The organism is Plantactinospora sp. CA-294935 (assembly GCF_050936445.1).
Taxonomy (GTDB): domain Bacteria; phylum Actinomycetota; class Actinomycetes; order Mycobacteriales; family Micromonosporaceae; genus Plantactinospora.
Genome location: NZ_JBNJMU010000001.1, coordinates 7,413,273 through 7,433,662, shown reverse-complemented (window position 1 = coordinate 7,433,662; position 20,390 = coordinate 7,413,273). Strand labels below are relative to the sequence as shown.

The 20,390-nt window shown below is 72.9% G+C and carries 21 protein-coding genes; 11 read left to right on the top strand and 10 right to left on the bottom strand.

Annotation, left to right across the window (positions count from 1 at the left end; genetic code table 11):
* Positions 1 to 160: 160 nt before the first annotated feature.
* From ACQEVC_RS32480 to ACQEVC_RS32470, 3 genes are all read left to right on the top strand, one after another.
* A complete protein-coding gene (locus tag ACQEVC_RS32480; RefSeq protein WP_432885267.1) occupies positions 161 to 994 on the top strand; it encodes a C1 family peptidase in 834 nt (277 codons plus the stop codon).
* A gap of 45 nt (positions 995 to 1,039) precedes the next feature.
* Entirely contained in the window at positions 1,040 to 1,390 is a 351-nt protein-coding gene (locus tag ACQEVC_RS32475; protein WP_432885264.1) for a protease inhibitor I42 family protein, read from the top strand.
* 187 nt (positions 1,391 to 1,577) lie between these two features.
* Positions 1,578 to 2,021, top strand: a complete 444-nt coding sequence (locus tag ACQEVC_RS32470; RefSeq protein WP_432885261.1) for a DoxX family protein — start codon at positions 1,578 to 1,580, stop codon at positions 2,019 to 2,021.
* A gap of 26 nt (positions 2,022 to 2,047) precedes the next feature.
* On the opposite strand, the gene ACQEVC_RS32465 is transcribed toward ACQEVC_RS32470, so the two are convergent.
* The 8 genes from ACQEVC_RS32465 to ACQEVC_RS32430 all read right to left on the bottom strand — a co-directional run bounded on the left by ACQEVC_RS32465 (position 2,048) and on the right by ACQEVC_RS32430 (position 11,239).
* Positions 2,048 to 3,220: a 4-hydroxybenzoate 3-monooxygenase gene (locus tag ACQEVC_RS32465; RefSeq protein WP_432885258.1), complete on the bottom strand. Its 1,173-nt coding sequence runs from the start codon at positions 3,218 to 3,220 to the stop codon at positions 2,048 to 2,050.
* Between the two features lie 50 nt (positions 3,221 to 3,270).
* The gene (locus tag ACQEVC_RS32460; RefSeq protein WP_432885256.1) at positions 3,271 to 4,428 is read right to left on the bottom strand and encodes a CynX/NimT family MFS transporter; all 1,158 of its coding nucleotides are present in this window, start codon (positions 4,426 to 4,428) and stop codon (positions 3,271 to 3,273) included.
* 167 nt (positions 4,429 to 4,595) lie between these two features.
* A complete protein-coding gene (locus ACQEVC_RS32455; RefSeq protein WP_432885253.1) occupies positions 4,596 to 6,056 on the bottom strand; it encodes a benzaldehyde dehydrogenase in 1,461 nt (486 codons plus the stop codon).
* A 54-nt stretch (positions 6,057 to 6,110) separates the two neighbouring features.
* A complete protein-coding gene (locus ACQEVC_RS32450; RefSeq protein ID WP_432885251.1) occupies positions 6,111 to 7,712 on the bottom strand; it encodes a thiamine pyrophosphate-binding protein in 1,602 nt (533 codons plus the stop codon).
* Positions 7,709 to 8,587, bottom strand: coding sequence for an ABC transporter ATP-binding protein (locus tag ACQEVC_RS32445; protein WP_432885249.1), 879 nt, complete (start codon positions 8,585 to 8,587; stop codon positions 7,709 to 7,711). Before ACQEVC_RS32445 ends, ACQEVC_RS32450 begins: the two co-directional genes overlap by 4 nt.
* Positions 8,584 to 9,432 carry an ABC transporter permease gene (locus ACQEVC_RS32440; RefSeq protein ID WP_432885246.1) on the bottom strand — a complete coding sequence of 283 codons (849 nt, stop codon included), beginning with the start codon at positions 9,430 to 9,432 and terminating at the stop codon, positions 8,584 to 8,586. Before ACQEVC_RS32440 ends, ACQEVC_RS32445 begins: the two co-directional genes overlap by 4 nt.
* Positions 9,429 to 10,280 (bottom strand): ABC transporter permease, encoded by an 852-nt coding sequence (locus tag ACQEVC_RS32435; protein ID WP_432885243.1) that lies wholly within the window; start codon positions 10,278 to 10,280, stop codon positions 9,429 to 9,431. The genes ACQEVC_RS32440 and ACQEVC_RS32435 overlap by 4 nt, the downstream gene beginning before the upstream one ends.
* A complete protein-coding gene (locus tag ACQEVC_RS32430; protein ID WP_432885240.1) occupies positions 10,277 to 11,239 on the bottom strand; it encodes an ABC transporter substrate-binding protein in 963 nt (320 codons plus the stop codon). The genes ACQEVC_RS32435 and ACQEVC_RS32430 overlap by 4 nt, the downstream gene beginning before the upstream one ends.
* A gap of 364 nt (positions 11,240 to 11,603) precedes the next feature.
* Here ACQEVC_RS32430 and ACQEVC_RS32425 point away from each other — a divergent pair, with 364 nt between their 5' ends.
* Genes ACQEVC_RS32425 through ACQEVC_RS32395 form a run of 7 tightly spaced genes read left to right on the top strand, consistent with a single transcriptional unit; the run spans position 11,604 to position 17,755 of the window.
* Positions 11,604 to 12,785: a thiolase family protein gene (locus ACQEVC_RS32425; protein ID WP_432885238.1), complete on the top strand. Its 1,182-nt coding sequence runs from the start codon at positions 11,604 to 11,606 to the stop codon at positions 12,783 to 12,785.
* Positions 12,786 to 12,798: 13 nt separating this feature from the next.
* The gene (gene pcaH / locus ACQEVC_RS32420) at positions 12,799 to 13,584 is read left to right on the top strand and encodes a protocatechuate 3,4-dioxygenase subunit beta (protein ID WP_432885235.1); all 786 of its coding nucleotides are present in this window, start codon (positions 12,799 to 12,801) and stop codon (positions 13,582 to 13,584) included.
* Positions 13,577 to 14,236, top strand: coding sequence for a protocatechuate 3,4-dioxygenase subunit alpha (pcaG, locus tag ACQEVC_RS32415; RefSeq protein WP_432885233.1), 660 nt, complete (start codon positions 13,577 to 13,579; stop codon positions 14,234 to 14,236). Before pcaH ends, pcaG begins: the two co-directional genes overlap by 8 nt.
* Positions 14,211 to 15,662, top strand: coding sequence for a 3-carboxy-cis,cis-muconate cycloisomerase (gene pcaB, locus ACQEVC_RS32410; protein ID WP_432885231.1), 1,452 nt, complete (start codon positions 14,211 to 14,213; stop codon positions 15,660 to 15,662). Before pcaG ends, pcaB begins: the two co-directional genes overlap by 26 nt.
* Entirely contained in the window at positions 15,659 to 16,591 is a 933-nt protein-coding gene (pcaD, locus tag ACQEVC_RS32405; RefSeq protein ID WP_432885229.1) for a 3-oxoadipate enol-lactonase, read from the top strand. Before pcaB ends, pcaD begins: the two co-directional genes overlap by 4 nt.
* Positions 16,584 to 16,964, top strand: a complete 381-nt coding sequence (pcaC, locus tag ACQEVC_RS32400; protein WP_432885226.1) for a 4-carboxymuconolactone decarboxylase — start codon at positions 16,584 to 16,586, stop codon at positions 16,962 to 16,964. The genes pcaD and pcaC overlap by 8 nt, the downstream gene beginning before the upstream one ends.
* Entirely contained in the window at positions 16,961 to 17,755 is a 795-nt protein-coding gene (locus ACQEVC_RS32395) for an IclR family transcriptional regulator (RefSeq protein ID WP_432885224.1), read from the top strand. The genes pcaC and ACQEVC_RS32395 overlap by 4 nt, the downstream gene beginning before the upstream one ends.
* Here the strand turns inward: ACQEVC_RS32395 and ACQEVC_RS32390 are convergent.
* Positions 17,752 to 18,360 carry a DUF1349 domain-containing protein gene (locus tag ACQEVC_RS32390; protein WP_432885221.1) on the bottom strand — a complete coding sequence of 203 codons (609 nt, stop codon included), beginning with the start codon at positions 18,358 to 18,360 and terminating at the stop codon, positions 17,752 to 17,754. The genes ACQEVC_RS32395 and ACQEVC_RS32390 overlap by 4 nt on opposite strands.
* A 197-nt stretch (positions 18,361 to 18,557) precedes the next feature.
* On the opposite strand from ACQEVC_RS32390, the gene ACQEVC_RS32385 reads away from it, so the two are divergent.
* The gene (locus tag ACQEVC_RS32385; RefSeq protein WP_432885218.1) at positions 18,558 to 19,853 is read left to right on the top strand and encodes an Ig-like domain-containing protein; all 1,296 of its coding nucleotides are present in this window, start codon (positions 18,558 to 18,560) and stop codon (positions 19,851 to 19,853) included.
* Positions 19,854 to 19,991: 138 nt separating this feature from the next.
* On the opposite strand, the gene ACQEVC_RS32380 is transcribed toward ACQEVC_RS32385, so the two are convergent.
* Positions 19,992 to 20,339, bottom strand: a complete 348-nt coding sequence (locus ACQEVC_RS32380; protein ID WP_318401017.1) for a histone-like nucleoid-structuring protein Lsr2 — start codon at positions 20,337 to 20,339, stop codon at positions 19,992 to 19,994.
* Between the last annotated feature and the right edge of the window lie 51 nt (positions 20,340 to 20,390).

Here is a 20,390-nt window from a genome sequence, read left to right as displayed (position 1 = left end):
GTCAGGTCGGCGGACTCGCCGGATCACGCCCACGGAATTGTGCCCAGGGCGCACAATGGGTGCCGCGGCGGCTACGGGACGGGTTCTGCGGCGATGTCCGGGCTGGGCCTGACGCCGTCGGTGTCCACCCGCCCGTCAGGGCCCGGCCGGAGGCGAGTCGATGGAGCAGCAGAGACGTTTCGCGGTGGATCCGCCGGAGACGAGCGCGAGCAGCATCCCCGGTCCGCAGTTGCTCGGCCGGCTCTACCGGCCGGATCCGCGGGACTGGGACATCCCGCGCCTGCTGGAGATCGCCGAGCCGGCCGAGTCGATCCGGCAGATGACCGTGGAACAGGTGCTCACCGAGACGGCGTACTTCTCCGACTGGCGGGCGTACCTGGTCTTCTGGCGCTGGCTGCGGACCCAGCGGCAGCCGACGGTGGCCCCGGCGGCGGCGCGGGACAAGGCGCCGGCCTGGGAGTTGACCGTCCAGCTCGACCAGGGCCAGACCGGGCACTGTGTCGGGTTCGGCTGGGCGGGCTGGGTGGACGCGATGCCGGTGGCCGGCACGTACCAGAACGCCGACGGCCACGCCCTCTACTACGAGGCCAAGGTGATCGACGGCGAGCCCGGCAAGGAGAACGGCTCGACGGTCCGGTCCGGCGCGCTCGCCGTCCGGGAGCGGGGCCGGCTCGCCGCGTTCGCGTTCGCGCACACCACGGCGGAGATCGACGAATGGATCGACAACCAGGGTTCGGTCGTGGTGGGCACCGCGTGGACCGCCGACATGTTCAACCCCGACGAGAACGGGTTCGTCAAGCCGACCGGCAAGGGAGCGGGCGGGCACTGCTATCTGATGCTCGACCGGATCGAGTCCGAGGACGCGTACCTGTTCCAGAACTCCTGGGGTGCGGCGTGGGGCTGGGACGGCCGGTTCAAGATGAAGCGCGGCGACTTCGGCGGCCTGCTCCAGAACGAGGGAGAGGCGTGCTGTGCGGTGGAGTTGCCGCACTGACCGGCCGGAGCGGGCCGCCCACCGCACCCGGGATCGGAGACCGGCATGGCACGCGTTGACCTGACCGAGGCGGACGCCGGCCGGTCGTACCCGGCGGCGCCCGGGGACCTGGTGGTCGTCCAGCTCACCGAGACGCCCAGTTCGGGCTACCGGTGGCAGCTCGACGCGGTGGACACCGCCGTGCTCGCTCCGGCCGGGGACGCGTTCCGGCCGGGGCAGCAGGGGTTGGGCGGCGCCGGGACCCGGCAACTGCGGTTCACCGCCACCGGGACCGGCCGGACCGCGCTGCGGCTGGTGCTGCTGCGCGGCTGGGAGCCGGGGGAGCGCGCGGCGCGGCGGTTCGAGGTTACCATTCACGTCACGGGCGCCGGACCGGTCGCGTCGCCGACCGGCTGAAATGGAACTTTTCCAATTTGCGCAGCGCGGCGCGTTTACCGCGCCTTTCACCTGCGGGTCAGGACGGACCGCAAGGGGAGCCGAGAAAGGCCCATTGAGGGGCTATTGACAGCCGTCAATGTAAATGGATAGCGTGACTCTGCCGTGGGACCCAACAGCTATTCCTGCCAGTCGCAAGGAGAGTCCCATGTCCAATGCCCGAGTCACCGACGTCGTCACCACGCTGTTCCGGATCGTGCTCGGCCTGCTGTTCGCCCTGCACGGCGCCGCCTCCCTCTTCGGGATCTTCGGCGGTAACCGGGGAAGCGGCGAGGCGGTCGCGATCGGCACCTGGCCCGGGTGGTACGCCGCCCTCATCCAGCTCGTCGGCGGACTGCTGGTCCTGGTGGGCCTGAGCACCCGCGCCGCCGCGATCATCTGCTCCGGCTCGATGGCGTACGCGTACTTCGTGGTGCACCAGCCCGACGGGCTGCTGCCGCTGAACAACGGCGGCGAGACCGCGGCCCTGTTCTGCTGGTCCTTCCTGCTGGTCGCCGCCCTCGGCGCCGGACGGTGGTCACTGGACGCCGCGCTCGCCCGTCGCCGGGGCGTGGCCCAGGAGCCCAGTACGGTGGCCGCAACCGCCCCCTGATCGGACGTGGCCGCACCGCCTCCTGATCAGACCTCGGGGAGACCGACGTAGTTCTCCGCCAGGCTGGTGGCGTACGCCCGGGACGAGGTGACGTAGCGCAGCGTCGAGAGCTGCAACTTCGCCTCGTACGGATCGTCAGTCCGCAGCCGGTGCAGCAGCGAGGTCATCCACCAGGAGAAGTGCTGGGCACGCCAGACCCGACGCAGCGCGGTGTCGGAGTAGGCGTCCAGCAGGTGGTCCCGACCCTCCCGATAGAAGGCGGCGAACGCGTCGCCGAGCAGCGTGACGTCGGCCAGCGCCAGGTTCATTCCCTTGGCGCCGGTCGGCGGCACGATATGCGCCGCGTCGCCGGCCAGGAAGAGCCGCCGCCACCGCATCGGCTCCACCACCAGGCTCCGCATCCCGGTGAGGCTCTTCTCCAGAATCGGCCCCGTGTTGAGCGTCCAACCCGGGACCGTTTCCAGCCGGGTGCGCAGCTCCGACCAGATCCGCCCGTCGGGCCACTGAGCGAGGTCGGTTTCCGGCTCGACCTGGAGATAGAGCCGGGAGATCTCCGGGGAGCGCATGCTGTAGAGCGCGAACCCCCGGTCGTGGTGGGCGTAGATCAGCTCCTCGGTGGCCGGGGCGGCCGCGGCGAGTACCCCGAGCCAGGCGAAGGGATAGCTGCGGTCGTACTCGGTCAGCTCGCCGGCCGGCACGCTCGGCCGGCTCACCCCGTGCGTGCCGTCGCACCCGGCGACGAAGTCGCAGTGCAGTTCCTCGGCACGGCCCTGGTGCCGGAACCGGATCACCGGCGAGTCGGAGTCGAGCCCGTCGAGGCGTACGTCCGCGACCTCGAACCGGAGGTCGCCGCCGGTGGCCGTACGGGCCGCGATCAGGTCCTTCACCACCTCCTGCTGGCCGTAGACGGTGATCGCCCGCCCGGTCAGCTCGGTCATCGCGATCCGGTGCGCGGCACCGCCGAAGCGCAGCTCGATGCCCTCGTGTCGGAGCCCCTCCCGGTCCAGCCGCGCACCGAGCCCGCAACTCCGGAGCAGGTCGACCGAGCCCTGCTCCAGCACACCGGCCCGGATCCGCTGCTCGACGTACTCCCGGCTGCGGCACTCCAGCACCACCGACCCGATGCCGGCCCGGTGCAGCAGGTGCGACAGCAGCAGACCCGCCGGCCCGGCCCCGACGATCCCGACCTGGGTACGCATCACTCACTCCCCGACCTCTCGCGACTTTCCCGAACCACCGGACCGGTTCCTCACACCTGCCGGTCCTTGCCCGCGCCGAGCGCGCTCACCGCCATCACCGCCGTCACCACCGCCAGGGCGGCGAGCGGCAGGCCCCAACCGGTGGTGACGTCCCGGAGTGCACCGACCAGCACCGGCCCGGAGGCGCTGATCAGATAGCCGACCGACTGCACCGCGCCGGAGAGCTGCCGGGCCGATTCGGGCGTCCGGGCCCGGAGCACCAGCAGGATCAGGGTGAGACTGAGTGCGGCGCCCTGCGCGAGCCCGGCCAACACCGTCCACAGCAGATACCAGGAGGGCAGGGCCAGCAGACCGAGCACCCCGACCGCCCAGCCGGCGCAGACCACCAGGGCCAGCCCGCGCTGGTCGGGCCGGCGGACCGCCAGCGTCGGCACCACCAGCGCGGTGCCGATCCCGAGCAGGTTGAACAGCGCCAGCGCCGCGCCCGCACGGGTCGGCTCGACGCCCTGGTCCCGCAGGAGGCTCGGCAGCCAGGTGAGGATCGCGTAGTAGAGCATCGACTGGGTCCCCATGAAGACGGCGACCTGCCAGGTGACCGGCGAGCGCAGAATTCGGCCGCTCGACTGCTGCGGCTTCGCGGCCGGTGCGATGTGCCGGCGGCGCACCTGGGGGAGCCAGCCGAGCGCCGCGACCCCGGCGAACGCGCCCAGCGCCAGCAGGGAACCCCGCCAACCCCACCCCAGGGCGTACGCCAGCGGCGCGCTCACCGCCGCCGCCACCGTCGCGCCGGTGGTCATCGAGGCGGTGCTCAACCCGGTCGCCAGGCCCGGCCGACCCGGGAAGTGCTGCTTGACGGCGCTCGGCACCAGCACGTTGCCGACGGTGATCCCGGCGCCGACGATCGCGGTCCCGAGCAGCATCCAACCGGCGTGTGGCAGCGTCCGGGTCAGGCTGCCCAGCACGATGCCGAGCATCGCGGCGAGCAGTGCCAGCTCGATGCCGATCCGGCGGCCGAGCAGCGCGGCGAGCGGGGAGAGCAGCCCGAAGCAGAGCACGGGCAGGGCGGTGAGCAGCCCGGCGGCGCTCCGGCCCAGGTCGAGGTCGACCTGGAGTTCGGGCAGCAGTGGTGGGACCGCCACGATCGCCGCCCGCAGGTTCAGGGCCAGCAGGACCACCCCGAGCAGCGTCAGCCAGCCGCCCCGGCCCATCCCGAACCGCCCGCCGCCCGCAGCACCCGGGCCTGCGCCGCTGCCCCGAGCCCCCGGGCCCGCGTCGCCGCCCGCAGGCCCCGGGCCCGCGTCGCCGCCCGCAGCCCCCGAACCTGCGTCGCCGCCCGGCTCGGCGGCCCGGGTGCCGGGGACCGGAGACTCGCGGTTCAGAAGGGGTACCTCGTGATGTCGCCCTGCACGGTCACCCACTGGGTCTCGGTGAACGCGGCGAGGTTGGCCGCCGGCCCGCCCAGCCGGGGCCCGTTGCCGGAGGCGGCAACCCCGCCGAACGGGGCGACCGCTTCGTCGCTGACCGTCTGGTCGTTGATGTGCACGATGCCGCTCGGTACCCGCTCGGCGAAGGCCATCGCCTTCATCACGTCCCGGCTCAGGATACCGAGCGAGAGGCCGTACTCGCTGTCGGCGGCGAGCTTCGCGGCCTCGTCCAGGTCGCCGAAGCGCAGTACCGGGGCGACCGGACCGAAGACCTCGTGCGCGTACGCCGGGGTGGCCGGGGTGACCCCGGAGAGCACCGTCGGCCGGTAGAAGAGGTTCTCGTACGTCCCGCCGGTCACCAGGGTCGCCCCCGCGTCGACGCTGCCGGTGACCAGAGAGTGGATCTTGTCCCGCTGCCGTTCGTCGATGATCGGCCCGAGCGCGACATGCTCCCGGGCCGGGTCGCCGACCGGCAGGTGCGCGGCCTTCTCGGCCAGCCGGTCGACGTACTCGTCGGCCAGCGACTCGTGCACCAGGTGCCGGCCGGTGGTCATGCAGATCTGCCCCTGGTGCAGGAACGAACCCCAGGCACCGGCGGAGACCGCCAGGTCCAGGTCCGCGTCGTCGAGGACCACCAGCGCCGAGTTGCCGCCGAGTTCCAGCAGTACCCGCTTGAGGTGCCGGGCGGCGGCCTGCCCGACCTGGCGGCCGGCGGAGGTCGAGCCGGTGAAGCTGATCAGGCGTACGTGCGGATCGGCGACCAGCGCCTCGCCCACCTCCGGCCCGCCCGGCAGCACGTGCAGCACCCCCGGCGGCAGGCCCGCCTCCTCGAAGATCCGGGCGACCGCGACCCCGCCGGTGACGGCCGTGCGCGGATCGGGCTTGAGCACCACCGCGTTGCCCAGGGCCAGCGCCGGGGCGACCGAGCGGACCCCGAGGATGATCGGCACGTTGAACGGCGAGATCACCCCGACCACCCCGACCGGCAGCCGGCGGGCCAGGCTGAGTCGGGGCTGCGCGCTCTGGATGATCTCGCCGAGCGGGTGCGAGGCGAGCGCCGCCGCCTCGTAGCACTCCTGGGCGGCGGTGTCCGTCTCCAGGGTCGCCTTCGGCGGCACCGAACCGGTCTCCCGGACGATCCAGTCCCCGACCTCGGCGGCGTGTTCCTCCCACAACTGCCCGGCCCTGCGCAGCACGGCGGCGCGCTTGTCGTAGGGGGTCGCGGCCCAGTCGCGCTGGGCCTGTGCGGCGCGGGCGGCGGCCCGGGCCAGGTCGGCGGCGTTGGCGATGCCGGTACGGCCGATCTCGTCGCCGGTGGCCGGTTCCCGCACGGCCGCGTCGCCGCCGTCGGCCCGGACCCAACCGTCGCTGTATATCCTGCCGTGCCAGTCGGCCGAGTCGAGAAGAGTCACGGGAAACCTCCTTGGGGTGGTGGCGGTGCGCCGCCTCGTTGGGCGGATCGGGGATCAGGGCGCGAAGTGCGGCTTCGGGCTCACGGCGACGTCGAGCAGCAGCGGTTCGGTCCGGTCGGCGAGGGTCGGCACCACCTCGTCCAGCACGGCGAGGAGTTCCGGGTGGGTCCGGATCCGCCGGGCGGGACAGCCGAACGACCGGGCCAGGCCGTGCACGTCGACCTCGTCGAACGCCGGCCAGGGCGGCTTGCCGCCGTACTGCGCGGTGAGCTGGTCCAGCACCGCGTACCGGCCGTTGGAGAGCACGACGTAGAGCACGCCGCAGCCGTACCGGGCGGCGCTCCACAGCCCCTGGACGGCGTAGAGCGAGGAGCCGTCGCCGAGGATCGCCACCACCGGCCGGGTCGGGTCGCCGAGCCGGAGTCCGGCCGCGGCGGGCAGCCCGAACCCGAGGCCGCCCATCGCCGCGCTGACGAAACCGCGCGGCTGCCGGGCCGGCAGCATCCGGTGCAGGTCCGGCCGGGTGGACGGGGTCTCCTCGACCAGTACGACGTCGGCCGGCAGCCGCCGGGCCAGCGCGGCGAAGACGTGCGCCGCCCGGAGCGGCTCGCCGGGCGCCGGTGGCGGCACCGGGTCCGGGTCCGGCCGGTCCGGCGCGGGACGGTCCCGGTGCGCCACCCGGGTCGCCAGGGCCGCGCAGCAGACGGCCGGGTCGGCCAGCACCGCGAGGTCGGCCTCGCTGCGGTGCACCTCCTCCGGCTCGGCCGAGACCACCGCGACGGTCAGGCCGGCCGGCAGCAGCGGGCCAGGCTCGTAGACGTACTGCCGGAAGGCGGCGGTGCCGACCACCAGGGCCAGGTCGTGCCCGGCCAGCGTGGCGCGCAGCTCGGACCGGGCGGCCGGCAGGTGACCGGCGAACCGGGGATGGTGCTGCGGAAATCCGGCCCGGGCGCCGAACGCCTCCTGCCAGACCGGCGCGCCGATCCGCTCCGCCAGTGCGGTCAACGCGTCCCAGGCCGCCCGTTCGTCCGCTCCGGCGCCGACCACCAGTACCGGGGCGGTCGCCGCGTCGACCAGCCGGGCCAACTCGTCGACGGCGGGACCGGGTCCGGGTGCCGGCGCGCGGACCTGCTCCGGTGCGGCCCGGCCGAGCGACGGGTCCACCTCGGCGGTCCAGTCGTCCATCGGCACCACCACCAGGGCCGGGCCGCGACGCAGGGTCGCCTCGTGCCAGGCCCGGCGTACCGCCGCCGGCACGTCCTGGGCCAGCACCGGCTGCTCCACCCAGACCGGGTACGGGGTGCCGAGCTGGTCGAGCCGGCCGGCGAGGAACGGCTCGGCGGCCAGGTGCCGGCGGTCCTGCTGCCCGACGAGCACCACCAGCGGGGCCCGGTTGACCCGGGCGGTGGCGAGCGCCCCGACGGCGTTGCCGAGTCCCGCCGTGGTGTGCAGGTTCACCACCGCCGGCCGCCCGGTGGCCAGCGCGTAGCCGGTGGCCATCCCGACCACGGAACCCTCGTGCAGGGCGAGTACGAAGGTCAGGTCGTCGGGCAGGTCGGCCAGGAACGCCACCTCGGTCGAGCCCGGATTGCCGAAGACCCGGTCCACGCCGTACCGGCGCAACACCGCCAGGGTGGCGTCCCGGACCGTGGTCATCGGGTACCGGACGGCTGGCGTGGTGGCGTGTCGGTCGGGGCGTCCACTGGGCCGGGGTCGGTGGTCCAGCCGCTCTTGGCCCGTTGGATCTGGCCGAACACCTGGGCCCGCAGTTCGGCGAAGCGGGCCGACGACCGGGTGCCGAGCTGGTCCCGCTCGGCCGGCAGGTCGATCGTCACGTCGTCGAGTACCACGGTCGGCGACCCGGAGAGCACCAGCACCCGCTGGCCGAGATAGACCGCCTCGTCGATGTCGTGCGTGACGAACAGGATGGTCACGCCGAGCCGCTGCCACAACGACCGGACCAGATCCTCCAGGTCGGCCCGGGTCTGCGCGTCGACCGCCGCGAACGGCTCGTCCATCAGCAGGATGTGCGGCTCGTACGCCACCGCCCGGGCCAGCGCCACCCGCTGCTGCATGCCGCCGGAGAGCTGCCACGGGTAGGCGCCCGGCACGTCGGCGAGGCCGACGGCGGCGAGCGCGGTGTGCACGAGTTCCTGGCGGCGGGACCGGCTCAGGGACTTCTTCTGCTTCAGTGGCAGCTCGACGTTCTGCTGCACGGTCATCCACGGGAAGAGACTGCGGCCGTACTCCTGGAAGACCACGGCCATGCCCGGCGGCGGACCCTGCACCGGGGCACCCTCCAGGACCAGGTCGCCGGAGGTCGGCGGGAGTAGGCCGGCGATGCACTTGAGCAGGGTGGTCTTGCCTGCGCCGGAGGGGCCGACCACGCAGACGAGTTCTCCGGCACCGACGGAGAAGGTGAGATCCCGGACCGCCTCGACCGACCGGCCGCGTCCGGTGTAGACCTTGCGCAGCGCGCGGACGTCGAGCAGCGGTGCGGCGCCGCCCTGGGGGAGATCTGTCGAGTTCATCGGTGCCCATCGTCGCGTTGTGAGTGCCGGAGGCCGAGATACCAGTGCAGGGCCGACCGCTCGAAGAGCCGCAGCAGCATGGCGAGCAGGAAGCCGAGCAGGCCCAACAGCAGGATGCCGGTCCACATGTCGGTGACCGCGAAGGTCCGCTGGAACTGGATGATGGTGAAGCCCAGCCCGTTGTTCGCGGCGAACATCTCGCTGATCACCATGAGGATGATGCCGACCGAGAGGGCCTGGCGCAGCCCGGTGACGATCTGCGGGGAGGCGGACCGGACCACCAGGTGCCAGAGCCGGGCCGGGCCGCGGATGCCGTAGCAGCGGCAGGTTTCGGTGAGCACCTCGTCGACCGCCCGCACCCCCTCCACCGTGTTGAGCAGGATCGGCCAGACGCAGCCGGAGAGCACCACCAGCACCTTCATGGTGTTGCCGAAGCCGGCGAAGAGCATCAGCACCGGCACCAGCACCGGCGGCGGGATGGCCCGGAGGAACTCCAGCACCGGTTCGCAGAACGCGCGGACCCGCCGGAAGGAGCCGATCAGCACGCCGATCCCGACACCGACGGCGACCGCGAGCAGGAATCCTGCGGTGAGCCGCAGCAGGCTCGGCAGCACGTCCGCGCGGAGCCGGTCGCTGCGCAACCAGACGTCGTCGAAGCTGGCCAGGATCTCCGACAGCGGGGGGAGGTAGAAGGTCTCGCTGTCGGCCGAGAGCACCCACCAGAGGGCGAGCAGCCCGAACGGCAGGCCGAAGACGGCGGCGGTCCACCACAGGGCCCGACCCAGGGTCACCACGATCCGCCGCCCCGTGCCCGAGCGCTGCCGGCCGAACGCGCCACCGCTCACCGGGTGCCCTCGCCGCGTACCGAGGGGTGCCAGGAGAGCACCGCGCGTTCGAGTTGTCGGGCCAGTACGTTGACCGCCACCCCGAGCAGGCCGGTGACGATGATCAGCGCGTACATCGAGTCGACCGCGCCGCCGGACTGGGCCCGATTGATCTCGTTGCCCAGCCCCGGTGCCCCGATGATCAGCTCGGCGGTGATGGCCAGGATCAGCGCCACGGCGGCGGCGAGCCGGACCCCGGTGAGCAGGTACGGCAGTGCGGTCGGCCAGAGCAGGTGCCGGATCCGGGCCCACCGGCCCAGCCGGAAGGTGTACGCGGTGTCCCGGGCGACCGGGTCGACGTCCCGGACGCCGTAGAGCACCTGGACGAGCACCTGCCAGAACGCCGCGTAGACCACCAGCAGCAGCACGGAGCGCAGGTCGGTGCCGAAGAGCAGCACGGCGAGCGGGATCAGCGCGACCGAGGGGATCGGCCGGAGGAACTCGACGGTCGAGGCGGTGAACTCGCGCAGCACCGGCACGGTGCCGAGGACGAAGCCGACGACAACGCCGAGCGCGACCGCGATCGCCAGGCCGAGGAACCAGCCGCGCAGCGTGTCGGTGACCGCCGTCCAGAACCGGGACTCGCCGAGCAGTTCACCGAGGGCGACCGCGATCTCGCTGGTCGGCGGCAGGTAGTTCGCCGAGACCAGCCCGAGCCGGGGCACCAGTTCCAGGACGAGCAGGAAGGCGGCGAAGCCGAGCAACCCGAGCAGGGCGGTGTCGCCGCGCGGCCGACCGGTCCCGCCGGACCGGCCGGCCGGGGCCGGTGCGGTCGCGGCGGTCGGCGGTACGGTGGCGGCTCGGGTCACGGGAGCAGTTCCGAGACGTCGACCTTCTCCTTGATCAGCCCGTCGCTCAGCATCAGGTCCGCCAGGGTCTGTACCGAGTCACGGTTGATCTCGGCGGGCCAGGCCGGCAGGGTGATCTTCGCAGCCACCGCCGGGTCGATCTGGGTGTACGTCTGCAACACCTGGCGGGCCTCGTCCGGGTGCTCCTGGGCGTACTTCAGGGACTTGTCCATCGCGGCCTTGAACCGCTTGGTCAGATCGGCCTTCTGGTTGATGGTCTGCTCGGTGGAGAAGTACGCCGCGACCGTCATGTTCGGGATGGCCTCGGCGAAGTTGTAGGCGACGACCCGGGCGCCCTGGTTCTGCGCGATGGTGAAGAACGGCTCGACGACCATCGCCGCGTCGACCCGCTTGCCCATCACCGCAGCCGGCATCTCCGGGAACGGCAGTTCGGTCCACTTGATGTTCGACGGGTCGCCGCCGGCCTTGCGGATCGACGCCCGGGTGGTGGTGTCGGTGATGTTGTTCAGGTTGTTGATCGCGATGTTCTTGCCGGCCAGGCCGGCCGCGTCGGTGATCGGGCTGTCCGGCGGCACCACGACGCCGCCGAAGTCCGCGCCGGGCTTGCCGGTGGAGGAGTTCCCCACCGTGATCGCCTTGACCGGGATCTTCTGCGAGCGGGCGGTGATCAGCGAGACGACGTTGCCGAAGGCGAAGTCGAACTGCCCGCTGACCACGCCGGTCACCGCGATGGAGCCGCCGGTGGTGTTGACCACCTCGACCTCGATGTTCTGCTCCTTGAAGAAGCCCTTGCTGTTGCCCAGGTGCAGCGGGGCGACGTCGACGATGGGGATCGCACCGACCTTCACCTTGGCCACGCCGCCGGAGCCGCCCCCGGTCGAGTCGTCGGAGGAGGAGCCGCAGGCGGCGACGGCGAGGAGGGCGGCGAGGGCGGTGGTGGTGGCGGCGAGACGGCGCATCGGGTCTCCCGGCGTCCGGCGGTCCTGTCGGGACCGGGCTGAATGGCTCACGGAGGAGCCTCGGGGGGTGGTGGTCGCTAGCCGAACGAATGTTCTCATTTGGAACGTTGGCACAGTGACCGAGTTCACGTCAACAAGCGCCCCGCAACTTCTCCGCAACGTCGCCGAGCGGTGCGCCGAGCGGCACCGGGACCTCGTTGACGGATCGGGGGGACGGGGATTACGTTCGTCATAAGCACGGGAGTCCGCATGTCGAACGTGTGCTGATCGGTGGACCGGACGCGACGAGGGGCACCTGACGAACCAGCGTCCCGCCGCCGGTAGCGTCGGGCCGACCCGGCGATCCCGGCAGTAAGGAGACATGGTGACCAACGACGTGTACGTCCTCGACGCCGTACGGACCCCGATCGGCCGGTACGGCGGCGGCCTCGCCGGGGTACGCCCCGACGACCTTGCCGCGCACGTGCTGCGGGAGGTGACCCGGCGCAGCCCCGACCTCGACCCGGCCCGGATCGACGACGTGCTGCTCGGCAACGCCAACGGCGCCGGCGAGGAGAACCGGGACGTGGCGCGGATGGCCGTCCTCCTCGCCGGGCTCCCGCCGACGGTGCCCGGCGCGACCGTGAACCGGCTCTGCGGCTCCGGCCTGGAGGCGGTGATCGGGGCGGTCCGGGCGATCGCGGTCGGCGACGCGTCGATCTGCGTCGCCGGTGGCGTCGAGTCGATGACCCGGGCCCCCTGGGTACTGCCCAAGCCCGAATCCGGCTATCCGCGCGGACACGAGACCCTGCACTCCACCACGCTCGGCTGGCGGATGGTCAACCCGGCGATGCCGCCCGAGTGGACCGCCTCGCTCGGCGAGTGCACCGAGATCCTCGCCGAGCGGTACGGGATCTCCCGGGACGAGCAGGACGCCTTCGCCGTACGCAGTCAGCGGCTCGCCGCGCGGGCATGGGCCGACGGGGCGTACGCGGACGAGGTCAGCGCGGTACCCGGCACCGAGTTGGAGACCGACGAGAGCATGCGCCCGGGTACCAGTACCGAGGCGCTGGCCCGGCTCAAGCCGGTGTTCCGGTCCGACGGCACGGTGACCGCCGGCAACTCCTCGCCGCTCAACGACGGGGCGAGCGCAGTGCTGCTCGGCGACCGGGCCGGGGCCGAGGCGGCCGGCCGGACCCCGCTGGCCCGGATCGTCTCCCGCGCGGTCGTCGGCATCGAGCCGCAACTGTTCGGCATCGGCCCGGTACGCGCCGCCGAGGAGGCGCTGCGCCGGGCCGGCGTCGGCTGGTCCGACCTGGCGGTGGTGGAGCTGAACGAGGCGTTCGCGGCCCAGTCGCTGGCCTGCCTGGCGCAGTGGAAGGAACTCGACCCCGAGATCGTCAACCCGCAGGGCGGGGCGATCGCCCTCGGCCATCCGCTCGGTTCCTCCGGGTCGCGCATCCTCGGCTCGCTGGCCTGGCAACTGCACCGCCGCGGTGGTGGGCTGGGCCTCGCCGCCATCTGCATCGGCGTCGGCCAGGGCCTGGCCGTCGTACTGGAAGCCTGACGGGAGGACGGCCATGACCACCGACCACATCCGTTCCGCCGAGCCCGACCTGCCGGCGGGCGGATCGGCCCGCCCCGGCGGGCTGGCGCTGCCCCGCTACCGGCACGACGACCCGGACACCCACCCGCCGATGCTCTTCCCGGACTACGGCTCCACCAACCTGCGCGCCCCGAAGCAGCCGCTGGCCCTGCTGCCGCAGCGGCTGACCGAGGTCACCGGGCCGCTGCTCGGTGAGGGCCGGCTCGGCGAGCTGGACCACGACCTGACCCGGCAGCACGCCGGGGAACCGCAGGGCCAGCGGATCATCGTGCACGGCCGGGTGCTGGACGGCAACGGCCGGCCGGTGCCGCACACCCTGGTGGAGATCTGGCAGCCGAACGCCGCTGGACGCTACCGGCACGCGGGCGACAACTGGCCGGCACCGATCGACCCCAACTTCACCGGGGTGGGCCGGACGCTGACCGACGCCGACGGGCACTACCGGTTCGTCACCATCCAACCGGGCGCCTATCCCTGGCGGAACCACCCGAACGCCTGGCGGCCGGCGCACATCCACTTCTCCCTCTTCGGCCGGGCGTTCACCCAGCGGCTGGTCACCCAGATGTACTTCCCCGGCGATCCGCTCTTCTTCCAGGACCCGGTCTTCAACTCGGTCCGCGACCCGCTGGCCCGGGATCGGCTGATCTCCCGCTACGACCACTCGGTGACCGAGCCGGAGTGGGCGCTCGGCTTCGAGTTCGACCTGGTGCTGCGCGGCCGGGAGGCCACTCCCTTCGAGGACGGCGACGACGATGACTGAGCACCCCGACCTGACCCCGACCTTCGGTACCGGCCGGACCTTCGACCCCGCTGCGGCGCCGGCCGCCACGGCGGCACTCGACCCGCCGCCGCTCGGCTCGACACCCGCGCAGACGGTGGGGCCGTACCTGCACATCGGCCTGCTCTGGCCGGACGGCCCGGACGTGGTGCCGGAGGGTACCCCCGGAGCGATCTGGATCCGCGGACAGGTCTTCGACGGCGCCGGGGCGGTGGTGCCGGACGCGCTGGTGGAGACGTGGCAGGCGGACCCGGACGGCCGGTTCGACCATCCGGACGATCCCCGGGGAGCCCGGCCGCCGGCGGTACCCGGATTCCGGGGCTTCGGCCGCAGCGCCACCGACGCCGACGGCCGGTACGAGATCCGTACCCTCAAGCCCGGCGCCCTGCCCGGCCCGGACGGCGAGGCCGAGGCACCGCACCTCAATCTGTCGATCTTCGCGCGTGGCCTGCTGCACCGGCTGGTGACCCGGCTCTACTTCCCGGACGAGGAGGCGGCGAACGCCGCCGACCCGGTGCTCGGCACGGTCGACCCGGCCCGCCGCGCCACCCTGGTGGCCCGACCGGCCCCGGACGGGCTCCGGTTCGACATCCACCTTCAGGGCCCGGATGAAACCGTCTTCTTCGCGGTCTGAGCCGGAGCCGACGCACGGCGCCGGCAGCGGCTCGGCGATCGGGGCACCCGTCGCCGGCAGCGGCTCGGTGACCTGGGCGCGTGGCGGGCTGCTCGGCGGGCTCTCGGGTGCCGCCGAGGTGGACGTCGAACTCACCGACCGGGCACTGCTGACCGCGCTGCTCGACGCGGAGCGGGCGCTCGCCGAGGCCGGCGCCGAGTGCGGCGTCGTGCCGGAGCCGGCCGCCGAGGCGATCGCGCAGCGGTGCCGTCCGGACCGGTTCGACCCCGCCGCGCTCGCGGAGGGAGCCGACGCCGCCGGCAACCCGGTGGTGCCGCTGGTCCGCCGGCTCACCGAGGCGGTACCGGCCGCCGCCCGGCCCTGGGTGCACCACGGCGCGACCAGCCAGGACGTGCTGGACACCGGACTGGTCCTGGTCGCCAACCGGGCCGGCGAGCCGCTGCTGCGCCAGCTCGACGCCGCGCTCGACGCCGCCGCCGGGCTCGCCGACCGGCACCGGGACACCGTGCTGCTGGCCCGTACCCTCGGCCAGGCCGCCGCGCCCACCACCTTCGGGCTGAAGGCCGCCGGCTGGCTGCTCGCCCTGCTGGACGCCCGGACCCGGCTGGCCGCCGCCCGGTCCGCGCTGCCGGCTCAGCTCGGCGGGGCGGTCGGCACGCTGGCCGCACTCGGCCCGGCCGGACCGGAGGTCACCGACCGGTTCGCCGCCCGGCTCGGCCTCGCCGCGCCCCGGCTGCCCTGGCACACCCGGCGGCAACCGCTGCTCGACCTGGCCGCCGCGCTCGGCAGCCTGCTCGCGGCCGCCGGCAAGGTCGGCCTGGACGTGGGGCTGCTCGCCCAGACCGAGGTGGCCGAGGTCACCGAGGGCGGCGGTCCGGGCCGGGGCGGCTCGTCGGCGATGCCGCACAAGCGCAACCCGGTGGACGCCGTGCTGCTCGGCGCGGCCGCCCGGCGCGGGCCGCACCTGGTCGGCACGCTCTTCGCCACCGCCGTCCAGGAGCACGAGCGGGCCACCGGCGGATGGCACGCCGAGTGGGAGCCGCTGCTCGACCTGCTCCGGCTGGCCGGCGGGGCGGCCGCCCGGACCGCCCGGCTGCTGTACGGGCTCGACGTGCGCCCGGAGCGGATGCGGCACAACCTCGACGCGCTCGGCGGCCGGGTACTCGCCGAGGCGGTCGCCGCCCGGCTCGCCCCGGCGCTCGGCCGGGCCGACGCGCACGACGTGGTGGCCCGGGCCGTCACCGCACCGGACTTCCGGGCCGCGCTGTTGGCCGACCCGGCCGTCCGGACCCACCTCGCCGAGCGGGAGCTGGACCAGGCGCTCGACCCGACCAACTGGCTCGGCTCGGCCGGCACCTTCGTCGACCGGGCGCTCCGGGATTACCGGGCCTCCGGGGCGGACCGGAAATCGGAGAATTCGACATGACATCCCGGCTGCACGCCTGGGTCGACGGACCGGCCGACGCGCCGGTGCTGGTGCTCGGCAGTTCGCTCGGCACCTCCGGAGCGATGTGGCAGCCGCAGTTGCCGGCGCTGACCCGGCAGCACCGGGTGGTCCGGTACGACCACCTCGGGCACGGCGACTCGGACGTGCCGGCCGGCCCGTACACGATCGCGGAGCTCGGGCACGCCGTACTCCGGCTGCTGGACGACCTCGACCTGCCCCGGGTGTCGTACGCCGGGCTCTCCCTCGGCGGGATGGTCGGGATGTGGCTGGCCGCCAACGTACCCGACCGGATCGACCGGATGGTGCTGCTCTGCACCTCGGCCCGGCTCGGCCCGGCCCAGGGCTGGCGGGACCGGGCCGCCGCGACCCGGGCCGGCGGAGTCGAGGCGGTCGCCGACGCGGTGGTGGGGCGTTGGTTCACCAGGGGTTTCGCCGCGAGCCGGCCGGAGGTGGTCGCCGCGTACCGGTCGATGCTCGCCGCGACCCCGGCCGAGGGGTACGCCGGCTGCTGCGAGGCGATCGCCGAGATGGACCTGCGCGACGACCTGGCCCGGATCACCGCGCCGACCCTGGTGGTCGCGGGTGCGAACGACCCGGCGACTCCGATCGCGCACGCCCGGGTGCTGGCCGACCGGATTCCCGGCGCCGGGCTGCGGGTGGTCGGCGACGCCGCCCATCTGGCCAGTGTGGAGCAGCCGGACCGGGTCGGCCGGCTGATCCTCGACCACCTCGGCGGCGGAGCCGACCCGGCCGGAGCCATGCCGACCGGGATCGCGTCGACCGGTACCGACGCGGTCGGGACGGTGTCGACCGGGTCCGCGTCGACCGGGTCCGCGTCGACCGGGGCCGAGCGGGGCGGGGCCGAGCGGCCGGAGCGGAGCGGGTGGAAGGAGCGGATGGATGGATGACCGGGAGCGGCACGCGGCCGGCATGGCGGTCCGGCGCGAGGTGCTCGGCGACGCGCACGTGGACCGCGCCGTCGACGGCACCGACGAGTTCACCGCGGACTTCCAGGACCTGATCACCCGGTACGCCTGGGGCGAGATCTGGACCCGGCCGGAGCTGGACCGGCGTACCCGCAGTTGCATCACCCTGGCCGTGCTGGCCACTCTGCACCACGACGAGGAGCTGGCGATGCACGTCCGGGCCGCGCTGCGCAACGGGCTGACCCGGGAGGAGGTCCGCGAGGTCCTGCTCCAGGTGAGCGTCTACGCTGGCGTTCCAGCGGCGAACCGGGCGTTCAAGGTCGCCCAGGAGACTCTGCGGCAGGAGGACGGGTGACCGAGGTGACCGAGGAGACGGCCCGGACCGGTGAGTTCGTCCAGTCGTTGGAGCGGGGACTCGCGGTCATCCGGGCGTTCGACGCCGATCACCCGCAGTTGACCCTGAGCGAGGTGGCCCGGGCGACCGGACTGACCCGGGCGGCGGCCCGACGCTTCCTGCTCACCCTCGTCGAGCTGGGTTACATGCGTACCGACGGGCGGCTCTTCTCGCTGCGCGCCCGCATCCTCGAACTCGGGTACGCGTACCTGTCCAGCCTGAGCCTGCCCGAGGTGGCCCAGCCGCACATGGAGAGCCTGGTCGCCGAGGTACACGAGTCCTGCTCGATGTCGGTGCTCGACGGCGACGAGGTGGTCTACGTGGCGCGGGTGCCGACCAAGCGGATCATGACGGTGGCGATCAGCGTCGGCACCCGTTTCCCGGCGTACGCCACCTCGATGGGGCGGGTACTGCTGGCCGCCCAGCCGGCCAGGTGGCTCGACAACTATCTCGACACCGCCGAGTTGCGCCCGCTCACCCGGCGTACGGTCACCGATCCGGCGCGGTTGCGGACCATCCTGAACCGGATCGGCAACCAGGGCTACGCGATCGTCGACCAGGAACTGGAGGAGGGGCTGCGGTCCCTGGCGGCGCCGATCCGGGACGCCGACGGCGCGGTGATCGCGGCGCTGAACGTCTCCGCGCACGCCAGCCGGGGCAGCTCCGAGGTGATCCGCAAGGAGCTGCTGCCGCCGCTGCTCGCCACCGCGAAGCGGATCGAGGAGGACCTGCGGGGCGGTCAACTGCGCTAGCGGCCGTCCCGCAGGTCGGCCAGGCGGGTGGCGGAGAAGCTGATCCGGTCGAACCAGACCGGGCAGCCGGCGCCGGTCGGCGACTGCGCCGAAAGGCCGAACCGCAGCGGTGTCGCTGCCGGGTCGAGCCGGAAATGCCGGACGAACTCCCACCACGTCCCGTCGGTGCTGGCGTGGAACGCCCAGGCTGGGCCGAGTCGGGAGATCCGCAGCCAGAGCGGGGCGGCGTCGTCGACCACGAATCCGTTGGCGTCGTCGGAGACGTCGCGGCTGATCACCGACACCACCATCGCGGCGCCCTGCGGTGAGCGTTCGTACGCGAGTTTGGCCCAGTGCCGGGGTCCGGAGTAGAGCAGTAGGCAGCCGGCGTCGTAGCTGCCGGCGAAGCCGACCCTGACCCGGGCCGAGAACTGGAAGTCGTCCTCGGGTGCCGCGGTCAGCAGCCGGGGAGCGGAGAGCACGGGCTCGCCGCCGGTCGGGTCGACGAAGAGGTCGGTCTGGGCCGGTGCGCTGACGGTGAGCCCGGTGATGCCGTCGCGTGCCCAGTCGGGCGGCGCGACCTCCCAGTCGAGCGGTGTCGGTAGGCCGAGGTCGATCTGCTGCATCCGAGCAGGATGCCAGAAACCACCCACCCCGGGGGGCCCGGGTGGGTGCGGGTCGGAGGAAAACCACCGCACCGCCGGGGTTTACCCCTTGGTTGAGCGGCGATTCCCCGGGTAATGGCGGTTCTCGCCGCGACGCGGCGTGACCATCCGGGGCGAAAGTCTCGCGACAGGAGCGGAGGGAATGGGGTGGGGGGAGCATGGTACTGAGGCGTCGAGCGGTGTTGTTGGTGATGCTCGTGATGACCGCCATACCACTGGTTCTGGCGGGCTGTACGGGCAATCCGCTTGAGCGGGTCGGCCGGCCGGCACCGCCGCCACCGAAGCTGGCGATTACCCCCGCACCGGATAGCCGGGATCTGCCGACGAGCGTCGAGATCGGTACCGCGGTGAGGGACGGGAAGGTCGCCAACGTGGTCGTGACCGATGCCGCCGGCACCCGGGTCGAGGGCGCGATGCGCGCCGATGGTACGAGCTGGATGCCGAGCAAGGCGTTGGCGAACAAGCAGACCTACACCGCCGAGGTAACCGCGAAGAATGACGCCGGGAAGGCGGTCACCCAGAAGACGACCTTCAGCACCATGGACAAACCGGCTAAGCGGACCGTGACCAACCTTAATCTGCAGAGTGACCAGACCTACGGCGTGGCGATGCCGATAACGGTGTCATTCGACTCGGACGTCCCGAAGGACGCCCGTGCCGGGATCCAGCGACGGCTGCTGGTCAGCACCGACCCGCCGCAGCCGGGCGTCTGGTCGTGGGACGAGAACGGCCGGCAGGTTTCCTACCGCGCTCCCGACTTCTGGCGGCCGGGGACGACGGTCACTGTCCGGGCCGCGCTCGACGGGGTACCGATGGGCGGAGGGAGCTTCGGCGACACCGACCGCTCCGGCACCGCGAAGATCGGCAACCGGGTCTTCCTGGAGATCGACAACGCCACCAAGCAGATGTCGGTGTTCAAGGACGACGTGCTGGTCAAGAAGATCCCGGTCAGCCTCGGCAAGAGCAGCACCCCGACGTCGAGCGGCAAGATGGTGATCATGGAGAAGCACGAGTCGACGGTCTTCGACACCACGGGGTCCCCGGACCCCTACGTGGTCACCGTCTCGAACGCGCAGCGACTGACCTGGGGTGGCGAGTTCATCCACGCGGCACCGTGGTCCGTCGGTGACCAGGGGTACGCCAATGTCTCGCACGGCTGCACCAACGTGTCGGACGCGAACGCGGAGTGGCTGATGGAGACGACCAGGATCGGTGACCTGGTCACGATCAAGGGCACCGAGGTCACCCTCGACCAGGGCAACGGCTGGACCGCCTGGAACGTGAGCTGGGACGAGTTCGTCAAGGGCAGCGCCCTGCCGGTGCCGGCCGACCTCAAGCCGGCGTCACCGGCTCCGGGTGGGCCTGCGAACGGCGGACCGGCGAACGGGGGACCGCCGGCCGCCGACAAGCCGGCCGCGTCGCCGACCCCGTCGTCGAGCAGCGGCGGGCGGTGACCCGGCCATCGCGGCAGCAACGCGGGTGTCACCGGCGACGATCGTCGCCGGTGACACCCGGCGGGTGGCTGGGTCGGCGCCCATTCCGGCCGGGCGTACCGGCCGGGAATCGGGACGCCGCACCCGGCCCCCGCCCGCTCACCGGCTGTTGTACGCCTGCACCACGTTCGACGGAATCCGGCCCCGCTCGGAAACCTCGTAGCCGTTCTGCACGGCCCATTCCCGGATGGCGCGGTTCAGGTCGCGGTCACTTCGCGTCGGGCTCGTGGCGGCGCCACGCCGACCCGACCGACGGCTTTCGACCGAGCCGCGTCCTACCCGGCTGCCCGCGTGGATGTAAACGTCCAGCGCCTTCCGGAGCTTGCCGGCGTTCTTATCCGACAGGTCAATCGTGTAGTTGACGCCGTCCAGGCCGAACTCGACAGTGCGGTCGGCCTCGCCGCCGTCGAGGTCGTCGGTCAGAAGTGTGATTACCTGCTTCGCCATGGTCGATTACTCCTCGTGAACATTTATTGCTAGGTGTCGAGTTTGACTGAT

What these genes read in the sequence shown, in the direction of transcription:
- ACQEVC_RS32480 (WP_432885267.1), top strand. Translation starts at nt 161, where the DNA reads ATGGAGCAGCAGAGACGTTTCGCGGTGGATCCGCCGGAGACGAGCGCG.
- ACQEVC_RS32475 (WP_432885264.1), top strand. Translation starts at nt 1,040, where the DNA reads ATGGCACGCGTTGACCTGACCGAGGCGGACGCCGGCCGGTCGTACCCG.
- ACQEVC_RS32470 (WP_432885261.1), top strand. Translation starts at nt 1,578, where the DNA reads ATGTCCAATGCCCGAGTCACCGACGTCGTCACCACGCTGTTCCGGATC.
- ACQEVC_RS32465 (WP_432885258.1), bottom strand. Translation starts at nt 3,220, where the DNA reads ATGCGTACCCAGGTCGGGATCGTCGGGGCCGGGCCGGCGGGTCTGCTG.
- ACQEVC_RS32460 (WP_432885256.1), bottom strand. Translation starts at nt 4,428, where the DNA reads ATGGGCCGGGGCGGCTGGCTGACGCTGCTCGGGGTGGTCCTGCTGGCC.
- ACQEVC_RS32450 (WP_432885251.1), bottom strand. Translation starts at nt 7,712, where the DNA reads ATGACCACGGTCCGGGACGCCACCCTGGCGGTGTTGCGCCGGTACGGC.
- ACQEVC_RS32445 (WP_432885249.1), bottom strand. Translation starts at nt 8,587, where the DNA reads ATGAACTCGACAGATCTCCCCCAGGGCGGCGCCGCACCGCTGCTCGAC.
- ACQEVC_RS32430 (WP_432885240.1), bottom strand. Translation starts at nt 11,239, where the DNA reads ATGCGCCGTCTCGCCGCCACCACCACCGCCCTCGCCGCCCTCCTCGCC.
- pcaH (WP_432885235.1), top strand. Translation starts at nt 12,799, where the DNA reads ATGACCACCGACCACATCCGTTCCGCCGAGCCCGACCTGCCGGCGGGC.
- pcaG (WP_432885233.1), top strand. Translation starts at nt 13,577, where the DNA reads ATGACTGAGCACCCCGACCTGACCCCGACCTTCGGTACCGGCCGGACC.
- pcaB (WP_432885231.1), top strand. Translation starts at nt 14,211, where the DNA reads ATGAAACCGTCTTCTTCGCGGTCTGAGCCGGAGCCGACGCACGGCGCC.
- pcaD (WP_432885229.1), top strand. Translation starts at nt 15,659, where the DNA reads ATGACATCCCGGCTGCACGCCTGGGTCGACGGACCGGCCGACGCGCCG.
- pcaC (WP_432885226.1), top strand. Translation starts at nt 16,584, where the DNA reads ATGGATGACCGGGAGCGGCACGCGGCCGGCATGGCGGTCCGGCGCGAG.
- ACQEVC_RS32390 (WP_432885221.1), bottom strand. Translation starts at nt 18,360, where the DNA reads ATGCAGCAGATCGACCTCGGCCTACCGACACCGCTCGACTGGGAGGTC.
- ACQEVC_RS32385 (WP_432885218.1), top strand. Translation starts at nt 18,558, where the DNA reads ATGGTACTGAGGCGTCGAGCGGTGTTGTTGGTGATGCTCGTGATGACC.
- ACQEVC_RS32380 (WP_318401017.1), bottom strand. Translation starts at nt 20,339, where the DNA reads ATGGCGAAGCAGGTAATCACACTTCTGACCGACGACCTCGACGGCGGC.